The 21,390-nt window shown below is 46.5% G+C and carries 21 protein-coding genes; 1 reads left to right on the top strand and 20 read right to left on the bottom strand.

The window, feature by feature from the left end:
* Positions 1-6: 6 nt before the first annotated feature.
* Positions 7-2,328, top strand: coding sequence for a carbohydrate-binding domain-containing protein (locus BQ5375_RS08305; RefSeq protein ID WP_022133349.1), 2,322 nt, complete (start codon positions 7-9; stop codon positions 2,326-2,328).
* A gap of 138 nt (positions 2,329-2,466) precedes the next feature.
* On the opposite strand, the gene BQ5375_RS08300 is transcribed toward BQ5375_RS08305, so the two are convergent.
* The 20 genes from BQ5375_RS08300 to mutL form a co-directional block, all read right to left on the bottom strand.
* Complete coding sequence (locus tag BQ5375_RS08300; protein WP_022133350.1) at positions 2,467-3,024, bottom strand: GNAT family N-acetyltransferase; 558 nt, start codon at positions 3,022-3,024, stop codon at positions 2,467-2,469.
* A gap of 2 nt (positions 3,025-3,026) precedes the next feature.
* A complete protein-coding gene (locus BQ5375_RS08295) occupies positions 3,027-3,338 on the bottom strand; it encodes a hypothetical protein (protein ID WP_022133351.1) in 312 nt (103 codons plus the stop codon).
* A 1-nt stretch (position 3,339) separates the two neighbouring features.
* Positions 3,340-3,873 carry a hypothetical protein gene (locus BQ5375_RS08290; RefSeq protein ID WP_076917699.1) on the bottom strand — a complete coding sequence of 178 codons (534 nt, stop codon included), beginning with the start codon at positions 3,871-3,873 and terminating at the stop codon, positions 3,340-3,342.
* Between the two features lie 121 nt (positions 3,874-3,994).
* Positions 3,995-5,332: a uracil-xanthine permease family protein gene (locus BQ5375_RS08285; protein ID WP_022133353.1), complete on the bottom strand. Its 1,338-nt coding sequence runs from the start codon at positions 5,330-5,332 to the stop codon at positions 3,995-3,997.
* A gap of 24 nt (positions 5,333-5,356) precedes the next feature.
* Positions 5,357-5,893 carry a nucleoside-triphosphatase gene (locus BQ5375_RS08280; protein ID WP_022133354.1) on the bottom strand — a complete coding sequence of 179 codons (537 nt, stop codon included), beginning with the start codon at positions 5,891-5,893 and terminating at the stop codon, positions 5,357-5,359.
* On the bottom strand, positions 5,894-6,388 hold the full coding sequence (locus tag BQ5375_RS08275) for a free L-methionine (R)-S-oxide reductase MsrC (RefSeq protein ID WP_022133355.1): 495 nt from the start codon (positions 6,386-6,388) through the stop codon (positions 5,894-5,896).
* A 111-nt stretch (positions 6,389-6,499) separates the two neighbouring features.
* A complete protein-coding gene (locus BQ5375_RS08270; protein ID WP_022133356.1) occupies positions 6,500-7,444 on the bottom strand; it encodes a transketolase family protein in 945 nt (314 codons plus the stop codon).
* A 25-nt stretch (positions 7,445-7,469) separates the two neighbouring features.
* Positions 7,470-8,312, bottom strand: a complete 843-nt coding sequence (locus BQ5375_RS08265) for a transketolase (RefSeq protein ID WP_022133357.1) — start codon at positions 8,310-8,312, stop codon at positions 7,470-7,472.
* A gap of 45 nt (positions 8,313-8,357) precedes the next feature.
* Positions 8,358-9,185: a Cof-type HAD-IIB family hydrolase gene (locus tag BQ5375_RS08260; protein WP_022133358.1), complete on the bottom strand. Its 828-nt coding sequence runs from the start codon at positions 9,183-9,185 to the stop codon at positions 8,358-8,360.
* Complete coding sequence (locus BQ5375_RS08255; RefSeq protein WP_076917697.1) at positions 9,178-10,191, bottom strand: RluA family pseudouridine synthase; 1,014 nt, start codon at positions 10,189-10,191, stop codon at positions 9,178-9,180. The genes BQ5375_RS08260 and BQ5375_RS08255 overlap by 8 nt, the downstream gene beginning before the upstream one ends.
* On the bottom strand, positions 10,184-10,687 hold the full coding sequence (gene lspA, locus BQ5375_RS08250) for a signal peptidase II (protein ID WP_022133360.1): 504 nt from the start codon (positions 10,685-10,687) through the stop codon (positions 10,184-10,186). Before lspA ends, BQ5375_RS08255 begins: the two co-directional genes overlap by 8 nt.
* A 92-nt stretch (positions 10,688-10,779) precedes the next feature.
* Complete coding sequence (ileS, locus tag BQ5375_RS08245; RefSeq protein ID WP_022133361.1) at positions 10,780-13,566, bottom strand: isoleucine--tRNA ligase; 2,787 nt, start codon at positions 13,564-13,566, stop codon at positions 10,780-10,782.
* Between the two features lie 50 nt (positions 13,567-13,616).
* Positions 13,617-14,486, bottom strand: a complete 870-nt coding sequence (locus BQ5375_RS08240) for a DivIVA domain-containing protein (protein WP_022133362.1) — start codon at positions 14,484-14,486, stop codon at positions 13,617-13,619.
* A 57-nt stretch (positions 14,487-14,543) separates the two neighbouring features.
* Positions 14,544-15,239: a YlmH/Sll1252 family protein gene (locus BQ5375_RS08235; RefSeq protein ID WP_143529452.1), complete on the bottom strand. Its 696-nt coding sequence runs from the start codon at positions 15,237-15,239 to the stop codon at positions 14,544-14,546.
* 138 nt (positions 15,240-15,377) lie between these two features.
* Entirely contained in the window at positions 15,378-15,830 is a 453-nt protein-coding gene (locus tag BQ5375_RS08230) for a cell division protein SepF (RefSeq protein ID WP_022133364.1), read from the bottom strand.
* An 8-nt stretch (positions 15,831-15,838) separates the two neighbouring features.
* Positions 15,839-16,588, bottom strand: coding sequence for a YggS family pyridoxal phosphate-dependent enzyme (locus BQ5375_RS08225; RefSeq protein ID WP_022133365.1), 750 nt, complete (start codon positions 16,586-16,588; stop codon positions 15,839-15,841).
* Positions 16,575-17,867, bottom strand: a complete 1,293-nt coding sequence (locus BQ5375_RS08220; RefSeq protein ID WP_022133366.1) for a biotin/lipoyl attachment domain-containing protein — start codon at positions 17,865-17,867, stop codon at positions 16,575-16,577. Before BQ5375_RS08220 ends, BQ5375_RS08225 begins: the two co-directional genes overlap by 14 nt.
* 27 nt (positions 17,868-17,894) lie before the next feature.
* A complete protein-coding gene (hfq, locus tag BQ5375_RS08215; protein ID WP_022133367.1) occupies positions 17,895-18,155 on the bottom strand; it encodes an RNA chaperone Hfq in 261 nt (86 codons plus the stop codon).
* Between the two features lie 80 nt (positions 18,156-18,235).
* Positions 18,236-19,195: a tRNA (adenosine(37)-N6)-dimethylallyltransferase MiaA gene (miaA, locus tag BQ5375_RS08210; protein ID WP_022133368.1), complete on the bottom strand. Its 960-nt coding sequence runs from the start codon at positions 19,193-19,195 to the stop codon at positions 18,236-18,238.
* Positions 19,196-19,223: 28 nt separating this feature from the next.
* Entirely contained in the window at positions 19,224-21,356 is a 2,133-nt protein-coding gene (gene mutL / locus BQ5375_RS08205; protein ID WP_076917696.1) for a DNA mismatch repair endonuclease MutL, read from the bottom strand.
* Positions 21,357-21,390: the final 34 nt, after the last annotated feature.

Raw genomic sequence — 21,390 nt, 5'->3', positions numbered from 1 at the left:
TTCTCTTTGAATATACACAAACTAAAACATCGTCTTTGTCTGCTCGTCCTGTGTATTGCACTGCTTGCCAGCGGCTGTACACAAACCTCGGAGGAAACAACTTCTTCCACTGAGGTCAGCGAGCCTGTACAGAGCGTTTCTAATACCAACAATCCCAACCAACTTCATGAATATTCTGACTATGAACTGGATGCAAGCTATGATGAAAACAACTGTGCCATCATTACCCTCTCTGGTTCGGGAGCTTCCTCCAACGGAACAGGCGTTTCGGTCTCCGGAAGTGTTGTCACCATCACCAAGGAAAGAAGTTATCTGATCAGCGGTACGTTAGATGATGGCCAGATTGTTGTCGATGCCGACAAAACAGATTCTGTTCAGCTGATTCTGGATGGTGCATCCATTTCCTGCTCCAACAGCAGCGCTATTCTGGTTCGTCAAGCTGATAAAGTAAAAGTTACTCTCGCCTCTGGAAGCCAGAACAGTCTGTCCGATGCCGAAACCTATCTCTCTGGCGACGAAGACAATCCGGATGCTGCCTTATTCAGCAAGGATGACCTGATTATCAATGGAGATGGTCAGCTTAATATTACCGGAAACTATAAACACGGTATTGCAGGAAACGATGACCTTGTTATCACGGGCGGTACTTTCGAGATTACATCCAAAAGCCATGCTCTGCGCGGAAAAGATTCTGTTGTCATTTCGTCCGGCAACTTTACATTGACTTCGGAAAAGGACGGTATCCAGGCAAGCAACACAGAAGACAGTACAAAAGGCTGGGTACAGATTGACGGCGGTGATTTTCTCATCGTCTCGGATGGTGATGGTATCCAGGCTGAAACCGATCTTGTCATCAACGATGGCAACTTTACCATCACAAGTGGAGGCGGATCAGAAAATGGTCCGGAACACACCAGCAATATGATGGGCGGCAGAGGAATGGGAGGCGCAATGTCCCGACCAGACATGTCTCAAACCGATATGACCAGACCGGATGATGGCTCTGCTCCGCCGGAAGCTCCTTCCAACGAGAATGGTACTCCACCGGAAATCCCTTCTGATGCAGATTCTACACCGGCAGAATTAACCATTGGAGAAAGCACCGACACTTCTCAATTCCCAGCTTTTGACCCCGATGACTTCGATGATGCTTCTATTGATGATACGGAAAATACTGTCAGCACAAAAGGTATAAAAGCATCCAACAGTATAACGATAAACGGCGGCAACTTTACCATTGATTCTGCCGACGACTCGCTTCACTCTAACTATGAAATCAACATCAACGAGGGTTCCTTCCAGATCCAGACCGGAGATGATGGAATGCACGCTGACGCATATCTGAACATTTCGGGCGGCACCATCGACATCACCGAAAGTTATGAAGGTCTGGAAGCTGTTATCATTGATATTTCAGGCGGCACCATTCAGCTTGTTGCCAGCGATGATGGTGTCAATGCTGCCGGCGGAAATGATTTTGAGATGACAGAAGATGGTCTGGTGCTGAAATCGACTGATGAAACAACTGCTTCAGATCCTTCTCAGCAGACTGCACCGGATGCATCAGCCCCTCAGGAAAACACAACTTCTGAAAGCACCTCACAAACTACACAGGAAAAAAACTTTAACCGAGGTGGGGGTATGATGGCAGAAGAAAATACCCAACTGACTATCAGCGGCGGAAGCCTCACTGTGAATGCAGATGGAGATGGTCTGGACAGTAACGGCAATATCACCATCAGCGGAGGTAACGTTATTGTACTTGGTCCAACTTCAGGAGCAGACAGTGCTCTGGATTATGACGGTGATGCCTCAATCAGCGCAGGTACACTGGCAGCCCTTGGTGGCGTCGGCATGGCACAATCCATCGACTCTTCCTCTGACCAGGCAGTCTTAATGGTAACATGGGATCAAACCCAATCAGCTGGCACCCGCCTTACCTTATGTGACCAGAACGGCCAGATCATATTCTCTCTGCTGCCGGATAAAGATTATCAGACCGCTGTTATCAGCACTGATTCCATGACTGCATCACAGACCCTTACCCTGTATACCGGCGGCACAACCAACTCAGAAAGCCAGTTGATTACAATGGGAGAACTTTCTGACGGTACAAAACTGTGCGACGTCACCTTACAGGAAGGTTTGACCAGCATCTCGCAGGATGGCAGTGAACGAACCCAATCCTTTGGTGGAGGCGGTTTTAAAGGCGGTGGCGGCGGAAGAAAAGACTTTGCCGCAAATCCTCCATCTCAAAATAATGAAGAAGCTTCAACTCAGGAAAATACAACAGAATCTGAGGCTCAAGCTTCTTCTCAAAACAGTTAACTTATTATGATATCTCCTTGTGGGCACAATCAATCGTTTTATACTTCTCCTCGCTCTCCTTTTCTCCAGCTTTATTGTGCCCGCGTTATCCTTTCTTTTTAAAAAGTAAAAGCTCCCTTTTTGGGAGCTTTTACTTTTTTATCCTATTTGAGGTTCATTTAACTTTACCATGTGGATGTGGTCTTCCCACACACCGTTGATTTTCAGATACTTTCTTGCCAGCCCTTCTTCACAGAAACCGCATTTTTTCAGAACACCCAGCGATGCCTGATTGTGTGGCATAACATTTGCTTCGATTCGATGGAGTCCCAGCTCCTCAAAGGCAATCCGCACACACTCGTTGACCGCCTCGGTCATCAGACCCTGACGCAGATAATCCTTGTCCAAGCTGTATCCCAGAAAGCAGGACTCAAAGCATCCCCACACCACATTGTTAAGTGCAATCTTTCCGATAATCTTTTCCGGCTGTAAAGCGGGTGCCAGATAAAAGCGAAAACCAACCGCTTTGCAGATATTTTCTTCTTCCTGAATCAAAAGTTCTCTTTGTGTCTCTTCTGTAAAAAAGCTTTCGTCTCGCTGCGGTTCAAAGGCACGCAGAAACTCCCGATTTCGAAGATAATATTCTGCAATCCCTTTTGCAAGGGATGTTTCTGCCGGCAAAAGCAGGAGTCTTGGGGTCCGATAAAATTTTTTCATTGTTAGACCTCCCTTTTTTTCTGCTTTTTGCGGTATTCTGATGCCTGTGGTGTTTCCAAATAAACATCATACTGTTCGTACAGCCACTGTTCAATTGCCGCCATGCTTTCCTGTGTCATCGGAAACAATCTGGAAGCAATCAGGTCACTGTGTTCCAGATTCCATTCTCCATACCAGATCTGAACCCGGATTTCTTTCTCCTCTTTCTGGGGAGTCATTTTATAATTCATTCCATTCCGGCTTCCGGTCAACTTGTTTCCGCTGTCAAAATAGGTGATAGTCGGAATATAAAAGTCCTTTACCGAATAATCCATCTTATCTGCCTCCAAACAGCCTTGCCAGAGGGCTTACTGCCTTTCCAAGATTGTCAACCGCTTCGTTGAGTGCATTGATGTCGATTTTTTCCAAAACCTCCACCGCTTTTTTCAGTTCTTCCACACTTTCCTGCATCGCAGTCTGGCCCTCCTTAGTCAGGTCATTGACATTATTCATGAGCTCTTTTGGATTTCCCTCATTAATCTGTGCAATCACCTGCTGCGCCTGATCGACTGTTTCCTGCACCTGTGGCATCCATTCCTCGGTCTGAGCGGTAATTTTCTTCGCTTCGGAAAGTACCGATGCGCTTTTGGGAACAATGACAATCGCTGCGATAACTGCTACTGCCAGAACACCAGCTGCACATCCTGCTGTTATCTTCATCAGTTTTTCCATCAGCTGATTGTGTTCTTCCTGACGTTTGGTAAATCGGATAAATTCTTTTGCTTCGTTGTTTTCCTGCTCAACTGCTTCTTCCATATCTTTGATTTCAGCCAGTTTTCCCATCGCTGCCTTCCTTTCTGTCACAAACATAATATTCTTTTTCTTCCTTAGTATACTATATCAGTCTGTGTTAGAATATAGACCATCGGTAAATTTTTCTAAAAATTTCTATTATAGCTTATATTACTATTGCATAAGCTGCTTATGCTGATTATGCTGCCTTTTCTGTTTTTTCCTTCGGAACAATCAGGTTGAGCACAATTGCGCTGACTGCCACGATGCTGACTTCGGATTTGCCAAAGATATCGGTCATCCACTGTGGGAAACCAGCAAATACGCCCGCTGTCTGCGGGATACCGATTGCCAGTGCAATCGAAAGTCCTGCGATAAAGACGCTTCGTGGGCTTAATCCTTCTCTGGAAAGCATACGGACACCGGTCATGGCAATGCTTGCAAAAACAGTGATGGTTGCACCGCCCAGTACCGGCTGTGGAATGGTTGTCAGGATCAGTGCGAATTTCGGCATCAGTGCTGCCAGAGCCACGATACCTGCTGCAAGGGAGAAGACAGTTCGGTTGATTACTTTGGTTGTGGTAACGATACCGACGTTCTGTCCTGCGGTCGCAACTGGAGAACCTCCCAGAAAACCGCCGATCATGCTGGCAATGTTGTTTGCGATAACACCGCCGGAAATTTCTTGAAAGCTTGCGTTGCGGTCAAATGCACCGTTTGCACTGGCTTCCAGCTGTCCCATATCCTGCACTGCATTGACAACAAATACAATCCCCAATGCAATCATCGCACTTGGCTGGAAGTCCAAACCAAAATGCAGAACCTGTGGGAGCTGGAACCATGCAGCTTCCCCGATCCCGTCAAAATGAATCAGTCCCATCGCAAGTGCGGACAGGTAACCCACAATCATACCAATCAGGGTGGAAGAGGCTTTGATCATTCCCTTTCCAAACTGTCCGCAGATAATAACTGTAATCAGGGTAATCATAGCAAGCAACCAGTTCTGCATGCTTCCATAATCTGCCGCTGTTTTAACACCACCTGCCATATAATTGACTGCCGTATCATACAGCGAAATACCGATGGTAACAACAACGCTTCCTGTGACAATCGGTGGAAACAGCTTGCGGATATACTTAAAGAAAATGCCGACAATAATGCCCATCGCCGCGCCGAATACCTGAGCACCCAGCATTGCAGCAATACCATACTGTCCAACAATTGAGCTTAAAGTCGGCAGAAATGCAAATCCACTGCCGATCATGACCGGCAATCCACTTCCAACCAGACCTTTGAGCGGATAGTGCTGCAAAAAGATTGCGATTGCAGCACCCAAAAGCGATGCCTGAATCATGACAATCTGTTCACTGCCAGAGATTCCTCCCGCACCTGCGACCAGCATCGGCATCGAGATACAGCCAACTACCATCGCTACTACGTGCTGAAGTGCCATCGGAACTGCCTGTCCAAGAGACACCTTTCCCTTTGGGCTGTAAAGTCCCTCTTTGTTGTTTTCCTTTTTCATACTTTCGTTCATATTTTCTCTCTTTCTCTATATCTTTTATTCTTTTTCAAAATCGTCCAGATCAAAGCAGACAGCATCTGTTCGGGAACGAATCGCACCAATCAGCGCTGTATCCTTTTTCCGTAACACTGCCGCTACCCTTTTCTGATCAAATAAACTAAGCAGCGCTCTGCAATAAGCAGGACTTGCGTTTTCCAAAAATCCTACCTCGTCAATTACCGCCCAACACCCGGAAGCGGATTTTGCGTGTTCTATTGCCTGCACACCAAAATGATCCAGTACCTCTGCTTTTACCTTTGGTCCCCTTCCGGGAACAAAACCTTCTGCAATAGCCTGCTGCTGCCCATCAGAGCGATCTTCCAGAATAATCTGACTTGGTGTTCCATCCCCGTTCCTTAGGGCAAAGGAACGTATCCCTGCCTGTTCTCCTCCGGGAAGCATATCTTCTTTCAGCAACCGTTCCAAAAGGGTTGTTTTGCCGCTTCCCCTGCTTCCAGTAATCAGGATATGGGCGTTTCCTTGTCTAATCTCCTTACAGATCTCCTGCCATACCTCTTTTCTGCTCTGTGCCATCTACCAGTTGCTCCAATCACAACCTTTGGAGAGCATCTGGGCAATCTTTTCCAAAGCGTTCTGTTCCAACTCGCTGTAACGGTCAAACTCGTAGCTGTCCAGATCGATGACTCCAATCACTTCGTCATTTAAGAAAATTGGAACAACGATCTCGGAGTTGGAACCTCCATCACAGGCGATATGTCCCGGGAACTCATGGACATTCGGCACAAGCTGTGTTTTTTTCTGGGAAACAGCAGTTCCGCAGACACCGCTTCCTACCTTGATTCGGCGGCAGGCAGGTTTTCCACAGAATGGACCAAGGACCAGCTCGCCGTTTTTCATCCGGTAAAATCCAGCCCAGCTGACATCTTTCCAGATTTCAAAAATCGCTGCCGCTGTATTTGCCATATTGGTAACGCAGTCTGTTTCTTCCGCAATCAGAGCACGCACCCGCATTACTGCCCACTGGCAGGCTTCTTCCCTGGTTTGAATGTTCGGCATTTTTACTTCCATATCCATAACCTCACTTTTCGGTTGTTTTCTTTACTTTTATCATAATCGAAAAAAGGGGGTATTGTCAAACAAAAAAGGCCCGGAGTGCTGCTCCGAGCCTTTTTTATCATATTACTTGCACAGTTTGCAAACTTCGTCTACGATGTTTGCTGCGCGCAGACCAAACTCGGTGATAAGATCGCCGCCAGGACCGGAGTGACCGAATTCATCATGTACACCCATCTTAACTACCTTGCAGTTTAAGCCGTTTTCACAAACTGCTGCACAAACAGCGTCGCCAAGACCACCGATAACCGAATGTTCTTCTACGGTGATGATCTTTCCGGTTTCTGCTGCTGCCTTGCAGATCAGCTCTTCATCCAGTGGTTTGATGGTGTGGATGTTGATGATGCGGGCATCAATGCCTTTTTCTTCCAGCAATTTGCCAGCTTCGATTGCTTCTGCTACCATCAGGCCGGTTGCCACAACAGTGACATCTTTACCTTCACGCAGAACAATTCCTTTACCCAGTTCAAAATGATAGTTTTCCGGATCATTGAATACTGGAACTGCCATTCTGCCAAAACGCAGATAAACCGGACCAACATATTCAACTGCTGCGCGGACTGCTGCTCTTGCTTCTACGTCGTCAGCAGGGTTGATCACTACCATACCTGGAATACTTCTCATCAGCGCGATATCTTCGCAACACTGATGGGTAGCACCATCTTCACCAACCGAGATACCTGCATGAGTAGCACCGATCTTTACGTTCAGGTGTGGATAACCGATCGAGTTTCTTACCTGCTCAAAAGCTCTTCCTGCTGCAAACATTGCAAAAGAACTTGCAAATGGAATCATGCCTGCTGCTGCAAGACCTGCTGCAACACCCATCATATTTCCTTCTGCGATACCACAGTCAATAAAGCGTTCCGGACATACCTTTTTAAAGTTTGCTGTTTTGGTTGCTCCTGCAAGGTCTGCGTCGAGCACTACCAGATTTGGATATTCCGATGCAAGCTCAGCCAGTGTAGCTCCATAGCTTTCGCGAGTTGCAACCTTTTTGATCTCTGCCATTATTTTGATCCCTTTCCTTTCCCGATTACTTTGTAAGACCAGCAAGCTGTTCCTGAAGCTCGTTCATTGCAACTTCGTACTGCTCATCGTTTGGAGCAGTTCCATGCCAGGATGCTTTGTTTTCCATAAAGGAAACGCCCTTACCTTTTACAGTTTTTGCAATGATTGCGGTTGGTTTGCCCTTTACAGTACGTGCTTCGTTGTAAGCGGACTCGATCTGATCAAAATCATGTCCATCAATATTGATAACGTGGAAACCGAATGCCTTGAATTTTTCATCAATCGGGTATGGGGACATAACGTCCTCGATGCTGCCATCGATCTGCAGGCCGTTATTATCTACGAGGATACACAGGTTGTCCAGATTATAATGAGAAGCAAACATAGCAGCTTCCCAAACCTGACCTTCCTGAATCTCGCCATCGCCCAAAACAGCGTAGACACGATAGTCTGCACCGGTCAGTTTTGCTGCCTTTGCCATACCGCATGCAGCCGAAATGCCCTGTCCCAGAGAACCGGAGGACATATCTACACCCGGAATTTTCTTCATATCAGGATGTCCCTGCAGGCGGGAGCCGATTTTACGCAGAGTCTTTAACTCTTCCACTGGGAAAAAGCCCTTGTGTGCCAAAGTTGCATACAGTGCCGGTGCAATGTGACCTTTGGAAAGGACAAAACGATCGCGATCTGGTTTTGCCGGATTTTGAGGATCAACATTCATCTCTGCAAAGTAGAGATAGGTCAGGATATCTGCTGCGGAAAGAGAACCACCCGGATGTCCGGATTTTGCATTGTGGGTTCCCTCAATGATACCCATGCGGACTTTGCATGCTGTGATCGACAGCTCTTTTTTGAGGTTGCTGTTCATGTTGTGGAATCATTCCTTTCAGTTGCTTTGTATTCTCATACAATCTTAAAGAGTGTATTTTTGTTCCAAACGATAAATAAAATCGGCTACAGCTCCATTTTCGCACGAATCGACAATAAAATCAACCTCTTTTTGAAGATTTTCGTCTCCATTTTGAGGGGTCGCCGAAAAATCTGCCAGAAGAAGCATGGATTCGTCATTCTCTCTATCTCCAATGGCTGCTGTTTTCGCAAGGTTCAGGGAGTTTTGAATCATCTTCATTCCTTTTCCCTTATCCACGCCATCTGCAACCAGTTCCAGATAAAAGGCATCGCTCTGTACCGGATAAAATCCCTCGGGATTTTGTTCCTCGATATATTTTCTTACGGTCGGGATCTGCTCCGGCGGAACGATCAAAACGACCTTGTGCCACTGCTGCGGACCTTCCTGCTCCGAATAGGTTTTGCAGCAATCCTCTCTCTGGTACATATCGCGGCGCTGTGCCACTCCTTCGATGGATTCATCGCCCCAGCGAATTACCCAGTAATTATCCGGCTCTACCAACATAGCTCCAATCTGGGAAAAGCGCTCCAGCAAAGAAAAAACAAATTCTTTTACATGAAGCGGAAGTTGTGCCTCAAACAAAACTTCCCCTGTTATCGGGGAATAGATGTATCCTCCGTTGATGGTAATAATTGGTGCATTCACCTGAATCTGTGGCAGAATTTCTCCCAAGGCACATTTGGGTCTGCCGGTACACAGAGTAAAGGTTCCGCCCAGCTGCTGAAAGTGTGCAATGGCATCAAGATTTTTCTGTGGCACTTTGCTCAGCTCGGTCAGCGTACCATCAATATCAGAGACCAGAAGAAGGTCATGAAAGACAGAATTATTCATCGGAATCGTCCTCCTCTTTTGGTTTTAGTGTCTTTAAAAATCCGGTAAAATATTCCGGAAGCGGCGATTCAAAATAAAGGTGTTCTCCGGTGATCGGATGGTCAAATCCCAGTGCTCTGGCATGCAGGCACTGTCCATTCAATCGTTTGATGGCTTTCTTCGGCCCATATACCTCATCCCCTGCAACCGGATAGCCCAGATAGGACAGATGAACGCGAATCTGATGGGTACGCCCTGTTTCCAATTTGCAGCGCAGATGGGTAAATCCATCATAACGGCGGATGACCTGATAGTGTGTAACCGCTTCTTTTGCCCCAATCAGGCTTCCATCCGGCTGTCGGCAATCGTTTCGTACTGCCATCTTTTTGCGTTCCTTGGCACTTCTGCCGATCGGAAGATCGATGGTTCCCTCTTCCTCTTTAACATTTCCGTAAACTACCGTTTCATAAAAACGGTCGACGGTATGCGCCTGGATCTGCTGGCTTAATCCCCGGTAAGTTTCATCGTCCTTTGCACAGACCAAAAGCCCGCTGGTATCCTTATCGATACGATGCACGATTCCCTGCCGTTCTATTCCGTTGCAGGTTGCAAGCTTTCCATCACAGTGATAGAGAAGCGCATTAACCAATGTATCCTCTTCGTTTCCTGCTCCCGGATGGACCACCATATCTTTGGGCTTATTGACGACCAGGAGATGTTCATCCTCATATACAATATCCAGTGGAATATTGCTTGGTTTTGGCTCACAGACAGGATGCAGCACTGCTTCCCAGTCAATCTCTCCATCTGCGTCCTCAGCTGATTCGGGCAGGATGACAAAAATGCTCATTCCAGATTTGAGCTTATCATTTTTACCTGCCTGTTTCTCTCCGATTTTCACAAAACCCTGCGTAATCCATTTCTGCGCCTGGCTCCGGCTCATCCCCGGAATGGATTCCTGCAAAAACTTATCGATTCGCTCTCCGTTTTGCTGCTCTTCTACCGGCAGACAAAGAGGGCTACTCATATTTTTTGACCTCCTGACGAATCTCGAAGCGATGATGCTCTTTTCGCTCAATAAACAGAATATAGATCAGCAGCAGCCCTGTTCCGCAGCAGACGCAGATATCCGCTACGTTAAAGACAGGAAAGTTAATCAAACGAAAATCAAACAGGTCCACAACATAACCGCCTGTGCGGAAAATACGATCAATCAGGTTGCCAAGACCACCTGCCAGAATCAGGCTCCAGCTGGATACCAGCCATGGGGAACGGATCTTCTGCATCAAAAGCAGAATCAAAATCAAAACCAGCAAAATCGAGGTACCCAATACAAGCAGGATTCTTTGATTTTGCAGTGTGCTGAATGCTGCACCAAAGTTCTGCACATAGGTCAGGTGGAAAACGCCTGGAATCAGCGCGATGGTATCGACCTGACTGAGCGAGCTTTCTGCCCAGAATTTTACAAATTGATCGGCTGCAACAAGCAGCGCTGCAATTCCCAACCAGATATAGTTTAACATAGGATTCCTCCCTTCATTCCTGTTCAAACATCCTCTGCTACAACACAAAAAGCGGTGCAGGAAGATCTGTTTCCTGCACCGCAGTATCAATCTTAGCCTATAATAGCTGCACAACGTGCACAGAGGGTTGGATGTTTTTCATCTTTGCCAACTGTATCGCTGTAAGCCCAGCAGCGTTCACATTTTTCGCCGTGTGCTTTGGAAACGGTTACCTGAAGACCTTCTACCTCTCCGGTAGCAGCAGCAACTTCACCTTTTTCCAGAACAACCTGGCTTACGATGAATACTGGCTCCAGAACTGCCTCATTTGCTTTGAGGAAGTCATACAGTTCGCCGTCAGCTTTCAGTGTCAGCATTGCTTCCAGAGATTTACCGATTACTTTCTGGTTTCTTGCATTCTCCAGTGCTTTGTTGACGTCATCGCGGATATTGCGGATTCGCTCCCATTTTGCCATAAATTCAGCAGTTTCATCACCTTTGCTGCCTTTTGGCATTTCGTTGAATACGCAAGCTTCCGGATTGTGATCTTTGGATTTTGGCAGGTTAGCCCAGATCTCTTCGCAGGTGAATGCAAGGATTGGAGCAAATACCAGAGTCATATCGCGCAGGATGCGGTAGATAGCGGTCTGAGCTGCACATCTGGATACAGAGTCTGGTTTTTCAACATACAGTCTGTCCTTGATGATATCCAGATAGAAGTTGGACAGGTCAATGGTGCAGAAGTTGCGGATTGCATAATAAACCAGATGGAACTCAAACTCATCATAAGCTTCGTTGCATTCTTTTGCAACCTCATCCATTCTTGCCAGAGCCCAGCGATCCAGTTCTTCCAGCTGATCGTCCGAAACAGAATCGGTATCCGGGTTAAAGTCATAAAGGTTACCCAGAATATAACGTGCGGTGTTACGGATCTTTCTGTAAACTTCAGAAAGCTGTTTTAAGATATCGTTGGAAACGCGGATATCTGCATGATAGTCAGAAGAAGCAACCCACAGACGCAGGATGTCTGCACCGAATTTTTCAGTGATTTCTTCCGGTGCAATACCGTTGCCCAGAGATTTGTGCATGGTCTTGCCCTGTGCGTCAACAACCCAGCCATGGGTGCAGACTGCCTTGTATGGAGCAACACCTTTCCATGCAACAGAGGTCAGCAGCGAGGACTGGAACCAGCCTCTGTACTGGTCAGCACCTTCCAGATAAAGGTCAGCTGGCCATCTGAGATTATCTCTGCCCATCAGAACTGCTGCGTGAGAAGAACCGGAATCGAACCATACGTCCATGATATCGGTTTCTTTTCTGAATTTTTCACAGCCGCACTTCTTACATTTTGTACCTGCTGGCAGGATTTCATTTGCTTCATGGGTCCACCATGCATCGGAGCCTTCTTTGCGGAACAGGTCAGATACTGCTTTGATGGAAGCGTCGTCAATGTGGAACTCACCGCATTCTTCGCAGTAGAAGATCGGGATTGGAACACCCCACAGTCTCTGACGGGAGATACACCAGTCGGAGCGGTCGGTTACCATGTTCTTGATGCGGCCTTCGCCCCAGGAAGGAATCCATTTGATGCCTTCAATTGCTTTTACTGCATCTGCTTTAAAGTCATCAACCGAGCAGAACCACTGTTCTGTTGCACGATAGATGATTGGATGTTTACATCTCCAGCAGTGTGGATACTGATGGACAATCTTCTGAACCGCAAACATGTTTCCGGTTTCTTCCAGTTTCTTTGCGATTGCTTTATTTGCATCATCGGTCTTGAGTCCTGCAAATTCGCCGGCTTCCTTGGTCAGGCGGCCTTCGTTGTCAACAGGAACGACGATGGAAATTTCAGGATAATGGTTAACGCAGACTTCAAAGTCCTCTACACCGTGTCCAGGAGCGGTATGAACGCATCCTGTACCGGAATCCAGTGTAACGTGATCGCCGACAATAACCAGAGAATCACGATCAAGGAATGGATGCTGGCAAACGATGTACTCCAGATCTTTACCAGTTACCGAACCGATCAGTTCATAATCACTGATGGATGCAGCTTCCATTGCAGCAGGAGCAAGCTCTTTTGCCATGATGTAGTATTCGCCGTTTGCTTTTACTGCGCAGTATTCATAGTCAGGACCAAGGCAGATTGCCATGTTGCCCGGCAGAGTCCAGGTAGTTGTGGTCCAGATTACAAAGAAGGTCTTTGCAGGATCAACGCCCAGAGCAGCCAGTTTACCTTTGTCATCTTTTACTGCAAATTTTACATAGATGGAGAAGCAAGGATCTTCTTCGTACTCAATTTCAGCTTCTGCCAGTGCAGTGTTACAGTCAGGGCACCAGTAAACTGGTTTGAGGCCCTTGTAAACATAGCCTTTCTGAGCCATGTTTCCGAAGATTTCGATCTGTTTTGCCTCAAATTCCGGTTTGAGAGTCATGTATGGGTTGTCCCATTCACCCAGAATACCCAGACGTTTAAACTGTGTTCTCTGAGTATCCAGATAGTGCAGTGCAAATTCTTTACAGATCTTTCTCAGTTCAACAGGGCTGATATCGCTGGTAACGCCAGCTTTCTTTCTTGCTTTCAGCTCAATTGGCAGACCGTGGGTATCCCATCCTGGAACGTATGGAGCCTGATATCCGCTCATATTTTTCTGGCGGATGATAAAGTCCTTGAGCACCTTGTTGAGTGCGGTTCCAAGATGAATATCGCCATTTGCATACGGAGGGCCATCGTGCAGAATATACTGCGGTTTACCCTCGTTGTTTTTGATCATTTTATCGTACAGTTTCTTTTCTTCCCATTCTTCCACCCATGCAGGTTCACGCTGTGGCAGCGCACCTCTCATGTTAAACTCCGTTACCGGCAGATTCAGGGTATTGTTATAATCCTGAGCCATGAACATTCTCTCCTCTTATTTTTTATAAAACCCAGTAAAATCTGGAAATCTTATCGATGTTTCTTTCTGGAAAACAGTCCGCTGCCATTTTTAGCTGTGCTGTCACGCTCCACATCAAATCCTTCACCGAATTTGAGTGGACCGAATTTGGATTCCGGCGCGGAAGATGATGCTCCGCCAAATGGAGAATATCCCTGCGAAGGCTGTGTCCGCTGCGGATGCTGTGCTGCTGGAGCAGGTGCATTTCTTGCTCCCACTGCTGCAAAGGAGGTTGTCTCCTCCATGTTATCCAGCGCTGATGTAAAATCAATCATGCTCTCTTCTGTTCCAAATCCGTTTTCCTGAGGTACTGCTTCAGATTTTTCCAGCTGTGCTGCTGGTTCTGTGTTCTCCAGTTCCTCGGTCATTGGCTCCTGACGGGAGGTTTCCGGACGGCTCTGTTCCTGCTGCGGATTTTCTTTTGGTTCCTCATCGTCATATTCCGGAAGCGCACTGATCATTTCCAGATGCTGTCTGTACAAGGTCAGCAATCTGTTTTTAAACTTGGTAACTTCCTTCTGCATCTTAATCAGAGCCATCTGTTCCTTTTCGATGCTCTTCTGTGCATTTTCCAAAATTCGGTCTGCCTTATCCTTTGCTTCCCGAACAATATAATCTGCTTTTGCCTTGGATTCACGGATTACGCTGTCGCCCAGCTTCTGTGCACCAATCAAAGCACTGCGCAGACTGTCTTCGTCCTCGCGATACTGCTCGACCTTATCCGCCAGAACCTCAATCTTTTGTTCCAGTTCTTCCTTTTCAGCCAGAAGTTTTGCATATTCTGCCGCTACCTGCTGCAAAAATATCTCTACTTCATCCTGCTTGTAGCCGCCCATCTGTTTGTCAAAACGTCTGGAGGCAATTGTCTCCGGAGTCAACATACAAGATACCTCCCTTTTGCCGGTTTTATCGTATCGAGGGTTTTCCTCTGTATTTTTCTAAACATATTTCCCGATGGTCAGGTGAATTCTTCCCTTCTTGCTTAAGGAACCGACCTGTGTTAAAACAAATCGCCCATAGCCACGGATAGAAAGAATATCTCCTTCTTTTACTTCCCGGGAGATTTTTGTCTCTTCAAAAAAGTTCAGGTTAACAAGCCCGCTTTCAATCAGGCCCGCACTTTTTTCACGGCTTGCATTGATTGCCAGCGAAACTATACAGTCCAACCGAAAAGAGCTTACCGTTCCGCTTTGATATTCCAGACGGTACGCTTTCGGCAAAGGACCGGTATATCCCTGTTCTTTTTTAATGCCAGCCTTTCCCACCCTTTCCAGCTCAGATAAAATAATCTGCTGGGCTGTCTGGGTGCAAAAGATCACCGCAAAATCTTCTGCGGTTAAAATTTCTCCAATCAGCTCCCGCTTGATATTCAGTCCCATCAAAGAACCTAAAATATCCCGATGGGTCAGTGCATCCTGTTTACGATAAAAAAGCGCAACTGTACTAATTGGAAACTGTTCTTTCCAGATGGAAACATCCATCCCCAAATCAAGAGAAAGATAATCAGGAAACAATCCCAGCATTCGTCTTCCAACTGCTTTTGTGACAGAAGGTTCTTCCTCCTGGTCAAATCCTGTCCAGAAGAAAAACTGATTTTGAGGAAAAGAGATCTCCCTCAAAACTCTTTTTGCCAAAGCTTGTTCCCGTTCATCAAAAAAACGGCTAAAGCACGGCAGGTTGTCTCGCTGCACCTGCCGTGCCATATCCTCAATTCGTGCGCAAAAAAGCCTGTCAGCTTCCATGCGCGGTGTTTGTCCGGCGCGGTTCATCTATTAAAAGATTACGCCGTTATTTTCCAGCTCATCGAGCAGGTCGCCCATAATGTCAACATTATATGGGGTAATGATGTATGTATTGTTTGCTACACGCTTCATCTGTCCGTTGTTGGCATATGCCACTCCGCAAAGAAAATCGATCAGTCGTCTGGAAACATCCTTGCTGGTCTGCTCCAGATTCAGAACAACTGTCTTTTTGGCGTTGAGGTGATCTGCGATAGACGCCGCATCTTCATAGCGTTCTGGTTTTACCAGTACAACCGCCAGCTGGGTTGTTGCATGGATGTTAACAACCTTGTTGTGTTTGCGGTCAGAAGAAAGAGATGGGCTTGGCATCTGCTCCTCTTCTTCCTGTTCCACATTTCCTGCCTGCATGTCGTCATCATACTCGCTGTCATAATCGTTTTCCGGAATTCCGATCAGATTTCTCAATGTGTCCCTCAGTGCCATAATCTTACTTAACTCCTTTTATAATTCCTTTGTCCAAACATTGCTGTGCCAATACGAACAATGTTCGAACCGTATCTTACTGCTGTTGGATAATCAGCAGACATACCCATAGACAAAATTTCCATATTGATATTATCATATTTTTTTTGCTTTATGTCAATAAAGAGTTGGCTCATTCGGGAAAAATATTGCGAAACTTCTTCTTTATTTTCGCATACCGGCGGAATTGTCATCATTCCGCGGACACGAACGTGTTCTAATTTAGCAATTTCTTCCAATAAATGCTCAACTTCCTCGGGGAAAATGCCTGTCTTGTTTTCTTCTCTACCGATATTGACCTCGATGAGTACATCCATCACCTTATCGATTGCAGCACAATGCTTGTCAATCTCTTTTGCAAGTTTGATGCTGTCTACCGATTCGATCATGCAAACCTTATCCACAATTTGTTTTACCTTGTTGGTCTGAAGGTGTCCGATAAAATGGATCGAAACGCCTTCTTTGTGATAGCTGTCATATTTGGAACAGAGTTCCTGCGCTTTGTTTTCACCAAGGAGCGTAATTCCCTGTTCGATTGCTGCATTAACCAATACTGGGTCAACCGTTTTGGTCACAGCCATCACCTGTACATCATCCGGATTACGTCCGGCTGACACAGCTGCCTGCCGAACCTCTTCCATAATGTGCTGTACATTCTGCTTTACTTCCTGTTCTGAAAGAACATTTTCTGAAAGAACATTTTCATTAAGAGCTTGCATTGCTTGATTCCACTCCTTTTACGGTATCTTCATCCAAAAGTACGCCATCTTTCATCTCGATGCCGCCGCTTTCCGTTATTACCATGTCCAGGCGATTGAGCGTATGCTGATCGTCCGTTCCTGCTCTTGGTTCACACAGGATGTAGTTGCCGTTATCTTTGATAATCTCAATTGGTTTAAAACGAATTGTTGTTTTATCCAGAACATAAACTCCTGGTATATTCTGTTCATGATAAAGTGCCTTCGAGCTGATGCGCAATCCGGAATAGGTGGTGAAGATAATATCCACACTCTGCTTACGTACATTGAGCAGCTGATCGGTAATATCTTTACACTCAAAAATAATGACGGAATTTTTTCTTTCCTCATCCGGTATAATGTTCACCACTTTTGCCGCGACTGTTTGTCCGTTTGCAAACTTAAAGTCAATCTTTACATTATCATCAATCTCAAATTTTTGTGCCTGCGAATTTTCCAGGTCAACTCCCAGATACCACACATGGGTCTTGACAATTTTTCCTACGGTATTCCCAGTGGCCTGCGGCTGCTGACTAACAATCTGCTGATAACCTGCATAATCAATGTCTTCCAGCGCTTCAGAGGTCAGGATTGATTCGTATCCATCCACCTCTTTGCAGAAATATCCTGCTGCCGGCGCATCAATTGAAACACCTTTTTCCTTTTGCTTTGCCTTTTGCAGATATGCAATTTCTGAGTTTAACTGGGTAATTCTCTCTGCAAAGGTATCCTCTTCACCCAATGCAATCTTCTTTCGGTTGAGCAGACTGACAAACTCTTCCTTTTGTTCGGCAATTCCTTCCACGACACCATCTGCTGCAAAGTCAACAATCTTTCCGGCCTGATCATTGATCTGGCTGGAAAGATTTGTAACCGCAGAATAACGGGTCGCTTTTACCGTTTGCGCCTTGCTCAAAGATTCCAGCTCCTGCTGAAGCTGCTCAATCTGATTATTGACCATGGAAACGGTTTTGTCCTGATAGACTGCCGCTACCTGCTGATTTTTTGCTACCTCTTCCCCGTCCGCATAGTTATACACGGTCACACCGCTTGTCGTCTGCGGGATGATTTCTTCACTGCGAAAAACCGTTGCTTCGGCACGAACGAAATCATAAATGGTGTCGTCCAGCACCTGCTCTGTTCTCAGCTTAATATTTGCAAATCCCCACAGCTGACTTCCGATATAAACCAGAAGAAAAACGGCAAAGCCAACCGCAAAATATTGTCCGCTTTTCTTGCTTTTTCTTCGATAACCTGCCATTTGCGTCCTCCCGTGTCCGCAGTTGTGCTATTCCTGGGTTTCTTCCTTATCGTCCTGTGCTTCCTGCACTTCCGGTCCGTCCATCAGTTTGACCGGTCTGACCGGTGTGATGGTAGAAACAGCATTCTTGTAGACAAGGTTTTGCCGTCCCTCATTTTCAATAATGATGGTAAAGCTGTCAAACCCCTTAACCGTTCCGCGAAGCTGGAATCCATTAATGAGGTAAACGGTTACCATCGTTTTGTCTTTGCGAATCTGGTTTAAAAAGATATCCTGTAAATTAAGCATAATTTGACCTCCCTTGTCATTATAGTCCGTTTCCTGTTTATATTTTGTCGTGTTGTGGCATACTGCGCCAAAAATACCACTTATTTTCCGGATGTCAATCCTAACATCTGCTCTGCCAGCTGCGCCATCTGTTGGTACATCTCTTCCCTGTCAGAATAATCCTCTGCAAAGAACCAATGATAGCGCTCATCCCGTCGAAACCAGGTCAGCTGACGCTTTGCATAGCGTCTGGACTCCTGGCGGATATGTTCACATGCCTGCTCGAGCGTCTCTTCTCCTGCAAGATATGCCCCCATTTCCTTGTATCCAATCGCCTGAAAGCTTGTTTTTCCATAGCCGTTTTCCAAAAGCCACCTTGCTTCCTGTTCGATACCGTCCTCCACCATTTTTGTCACACGCAGATTGATGCGGTCATACAGCTTTTGACGGTCATGAAAACTCAGTGCCATCATACACAGCTGATAGGGGGATGGTTTTGTTCTGGAAAGTTCCTGATGCTTTGAAATCGGAATACCGGTGGTGTGATAAACTTCCAGCGCTCTTGCGACCCTTCCGATATTGTTTGGGTGAATCTTTTCTGCCGCCTGCGGGTCGACCTGGTTTAATCTGTCCCACAATGCCTGCGGGCCATTTTCTTTGGCAAACTGCTGATATTCTTCCCTCAGCTTTGTATCGCTGTCTGATTGAGAAAACTCGATGTTATCGATCAGGGAGCTGATATATAATCCGGTACCGCCGACTAGAATCGGCAACTTTCCACACCCTGTTATTTCCTCTATCTTCTGTTTTGCAAGCTGTACATAATCTGCAACGGAAAAGGTCTCGGAAGGTTCGAGGAAATCAATCAGATGATGCGGAATTCCTTCCATCTCTTCCGGAATCGGTTTTGCAGTTCCTACGGTCAGGTATTTGTAAATCTGCATTGAGTCTGCAGAAATAACCTCGCCATCTAACAGCTGAGCAAGCCTCACACCTGCCGCTGTTTTTCCCGAAGCGGTCGGACCTGCAACCACGACCAGCGGTATTTTCTGTTCCATCATGAATCCTTTTGCTCCTCTTTTCTGTCTTTTATCCCAAACGTCCAAACATTCGCTCAATTTCCCGCTTGGAGATTGCTTTTGCCACCGGACGTCCATGCGGACAGTAGCGTGCATCTTCATCCGTTTGAAGCATCTTTACGATCTCCCACAATTCCGGCACGGTGTTTTTATCGTTTGCCCGAATGGCACTCTTGCAGGCAACCGAATGAAGCAGCTCATCCAACGCCTGAGGTGTCAGATCTTTTTTGTTTTTGGCAAGATTGTGAGCGGTCTGTTCGATGATTTCCTGAAGCTGGCTTCCCAGCATCATGACCGGCACCTCACGAACCATCAGGTCTCCGTCGCCAAAATCTTCTACTAAAAATCCCGCCTGAGAAAACAGTTCGATGTTCTGCGCTGCAGCCTGATAATCTTCCCGGCTTAAATGAACCATCACCGGTTCGAGCAGAATCTGGCGATCCTCCACAAACTTTTGTTCTTTGAGTCGGTTAAAAATCAGTCTTTCATGTGCTGCATGCTTATCGACCAGAATCATCTGTTCTCCATCTTCCAGCACAAGATAGGTTCCAAGCACCTCACCAACCAGACGAAGTTTGCTTTGCTCTGATTGAGGCTCTGCTCTGACCGACTCCGGTTTGGGATCAGCTTTTATTTCCTGACAGGATTCCTGTTTTTCTGTTTGTTTTTTTATATTCTGGAAAGTTTGTTCCGGTTTAGGAGAAACTACGTTTTTTTCTTCTTTTTGCGTCGAATCGCGCAGCTTTGTTTCACAGTTTTTCACATTTTCGTTTGATTTAAATTCAAACATTTTATGTGATAACGTGTCTTTTTTAGCCAAAACTTGTTCTTTCGGAAAATGTGGTTCTTCCACCAGATAGAGCGGATTTTCCTTTTCCCACCGAACTGTCTGCGGATCATGATCCTGAAAGGTGAGCGGCACATCCTTGATCTGCTTTTCTGCTTTTGGTGCAGCAGGCATCTTCTGTTTTGGCTCAGGCTGCTGTGTCATGCGGCGATATTCCTGCGCGCTCATCCGTGTTGGAACATTCTCTTTCTGCGCCTTCCACACTGCCTGCTCCAGTCCAGTCTGTTCTACCTGCGGCTGGCGCTGCAAGTCAAAGACGGTCATCTGTTTTTTAGCAGCAAACGCCGGTTTTGCAAGCGGCGTTCTGTCATCTTTTGCAAGAGTATTCTTTACCCCGTAGTATACGGCATCAAAGACTGGACGTTCGTTTGTAAAGCGGACCTCAATCTTTGCCGGATGAACATTGATATCGGTTTCTGTGTAAGGGATGGATAGATTTAAGACACATGCCGGAAATTTTCCTACCATGATAGAGTGTTTGTATGCCTCTTCCAAAGCCGCCCTTGCCGTCATGCTTTTGACATAACGTCCATTGACAAAAAAAGTCTGCATCGTTCTGTTGGAGCGGCTGGCGGACGGAAGGGTGATATAACCGGTTACATGAATCGAGTCCTGCGTATAATCTACCTCCACCAGATCTTTGGTAAAATCCTTTCCAAAGACAGCATGGATGGCGGAAAGCAGTCTTCCGTCTCCCGGTGTATGCAGGCGGGTCTGACCTTCACGAATCAGCTGAAATGAGATTTCCGGATGGGAAAGGGCAATCCTTTCGACAACCGCCGCTACAGAGTTTCCTTCCTGCACATCCTTCTTTAAGAATTTCATGCGGGCAGGGGTGTTATAAAACAAATCCATGACCTTGATGGTGGTGCCTGCCGGACATCCAGCCGGTGTCATCTCTCCCGGCTGGCCTCCCTCGCCGCGATAGCAGGTTCCCTCATCGGTTCCCTGCTTTCTGGTCAGCACCTCCACGCGAGATACAGCATGGATGGAAGCCATTGCTTCCCCACGAAAGCCCAGCGTTGCGATTCGGCTCAAATCCTCCTGCGTGCGCACCTTGCTGGTCGCGTGGCGCAGAAACATCATCGGCACATCATCCGGCTCAATCCCGCTGCCATTGTCGCTGACACGGATCAGCGTAACGCCGCCATGCCGGATCTCCACTGTAATTTTGGAAGCTCCTGCATCAATCGAGTTTTCTACCAGCTCCTTCACCACCGATGACGGCCGTTCGACTACCTCACCGGCTGCAATCAGCTGCGAAACTTCCTTATCCAAAAGCTTGATTACGCCCATCTTTGTCAGCTCCTTTCCAACTGTAAATTTGATA

The organism is Negativibacillus massiliensis (genome assembly GCF_900148495.1).
In the GTDB taxonomy this organism is placed as follows: Bacteria; Bacillota; Clostridia; order Oscillospirales; family Ruminococcaceae; genus Negativibacillus; species Negativibacillus massiliensis.
This window is presented reverse-complemented; position numbering and strand designations above follow the sequence as displayed.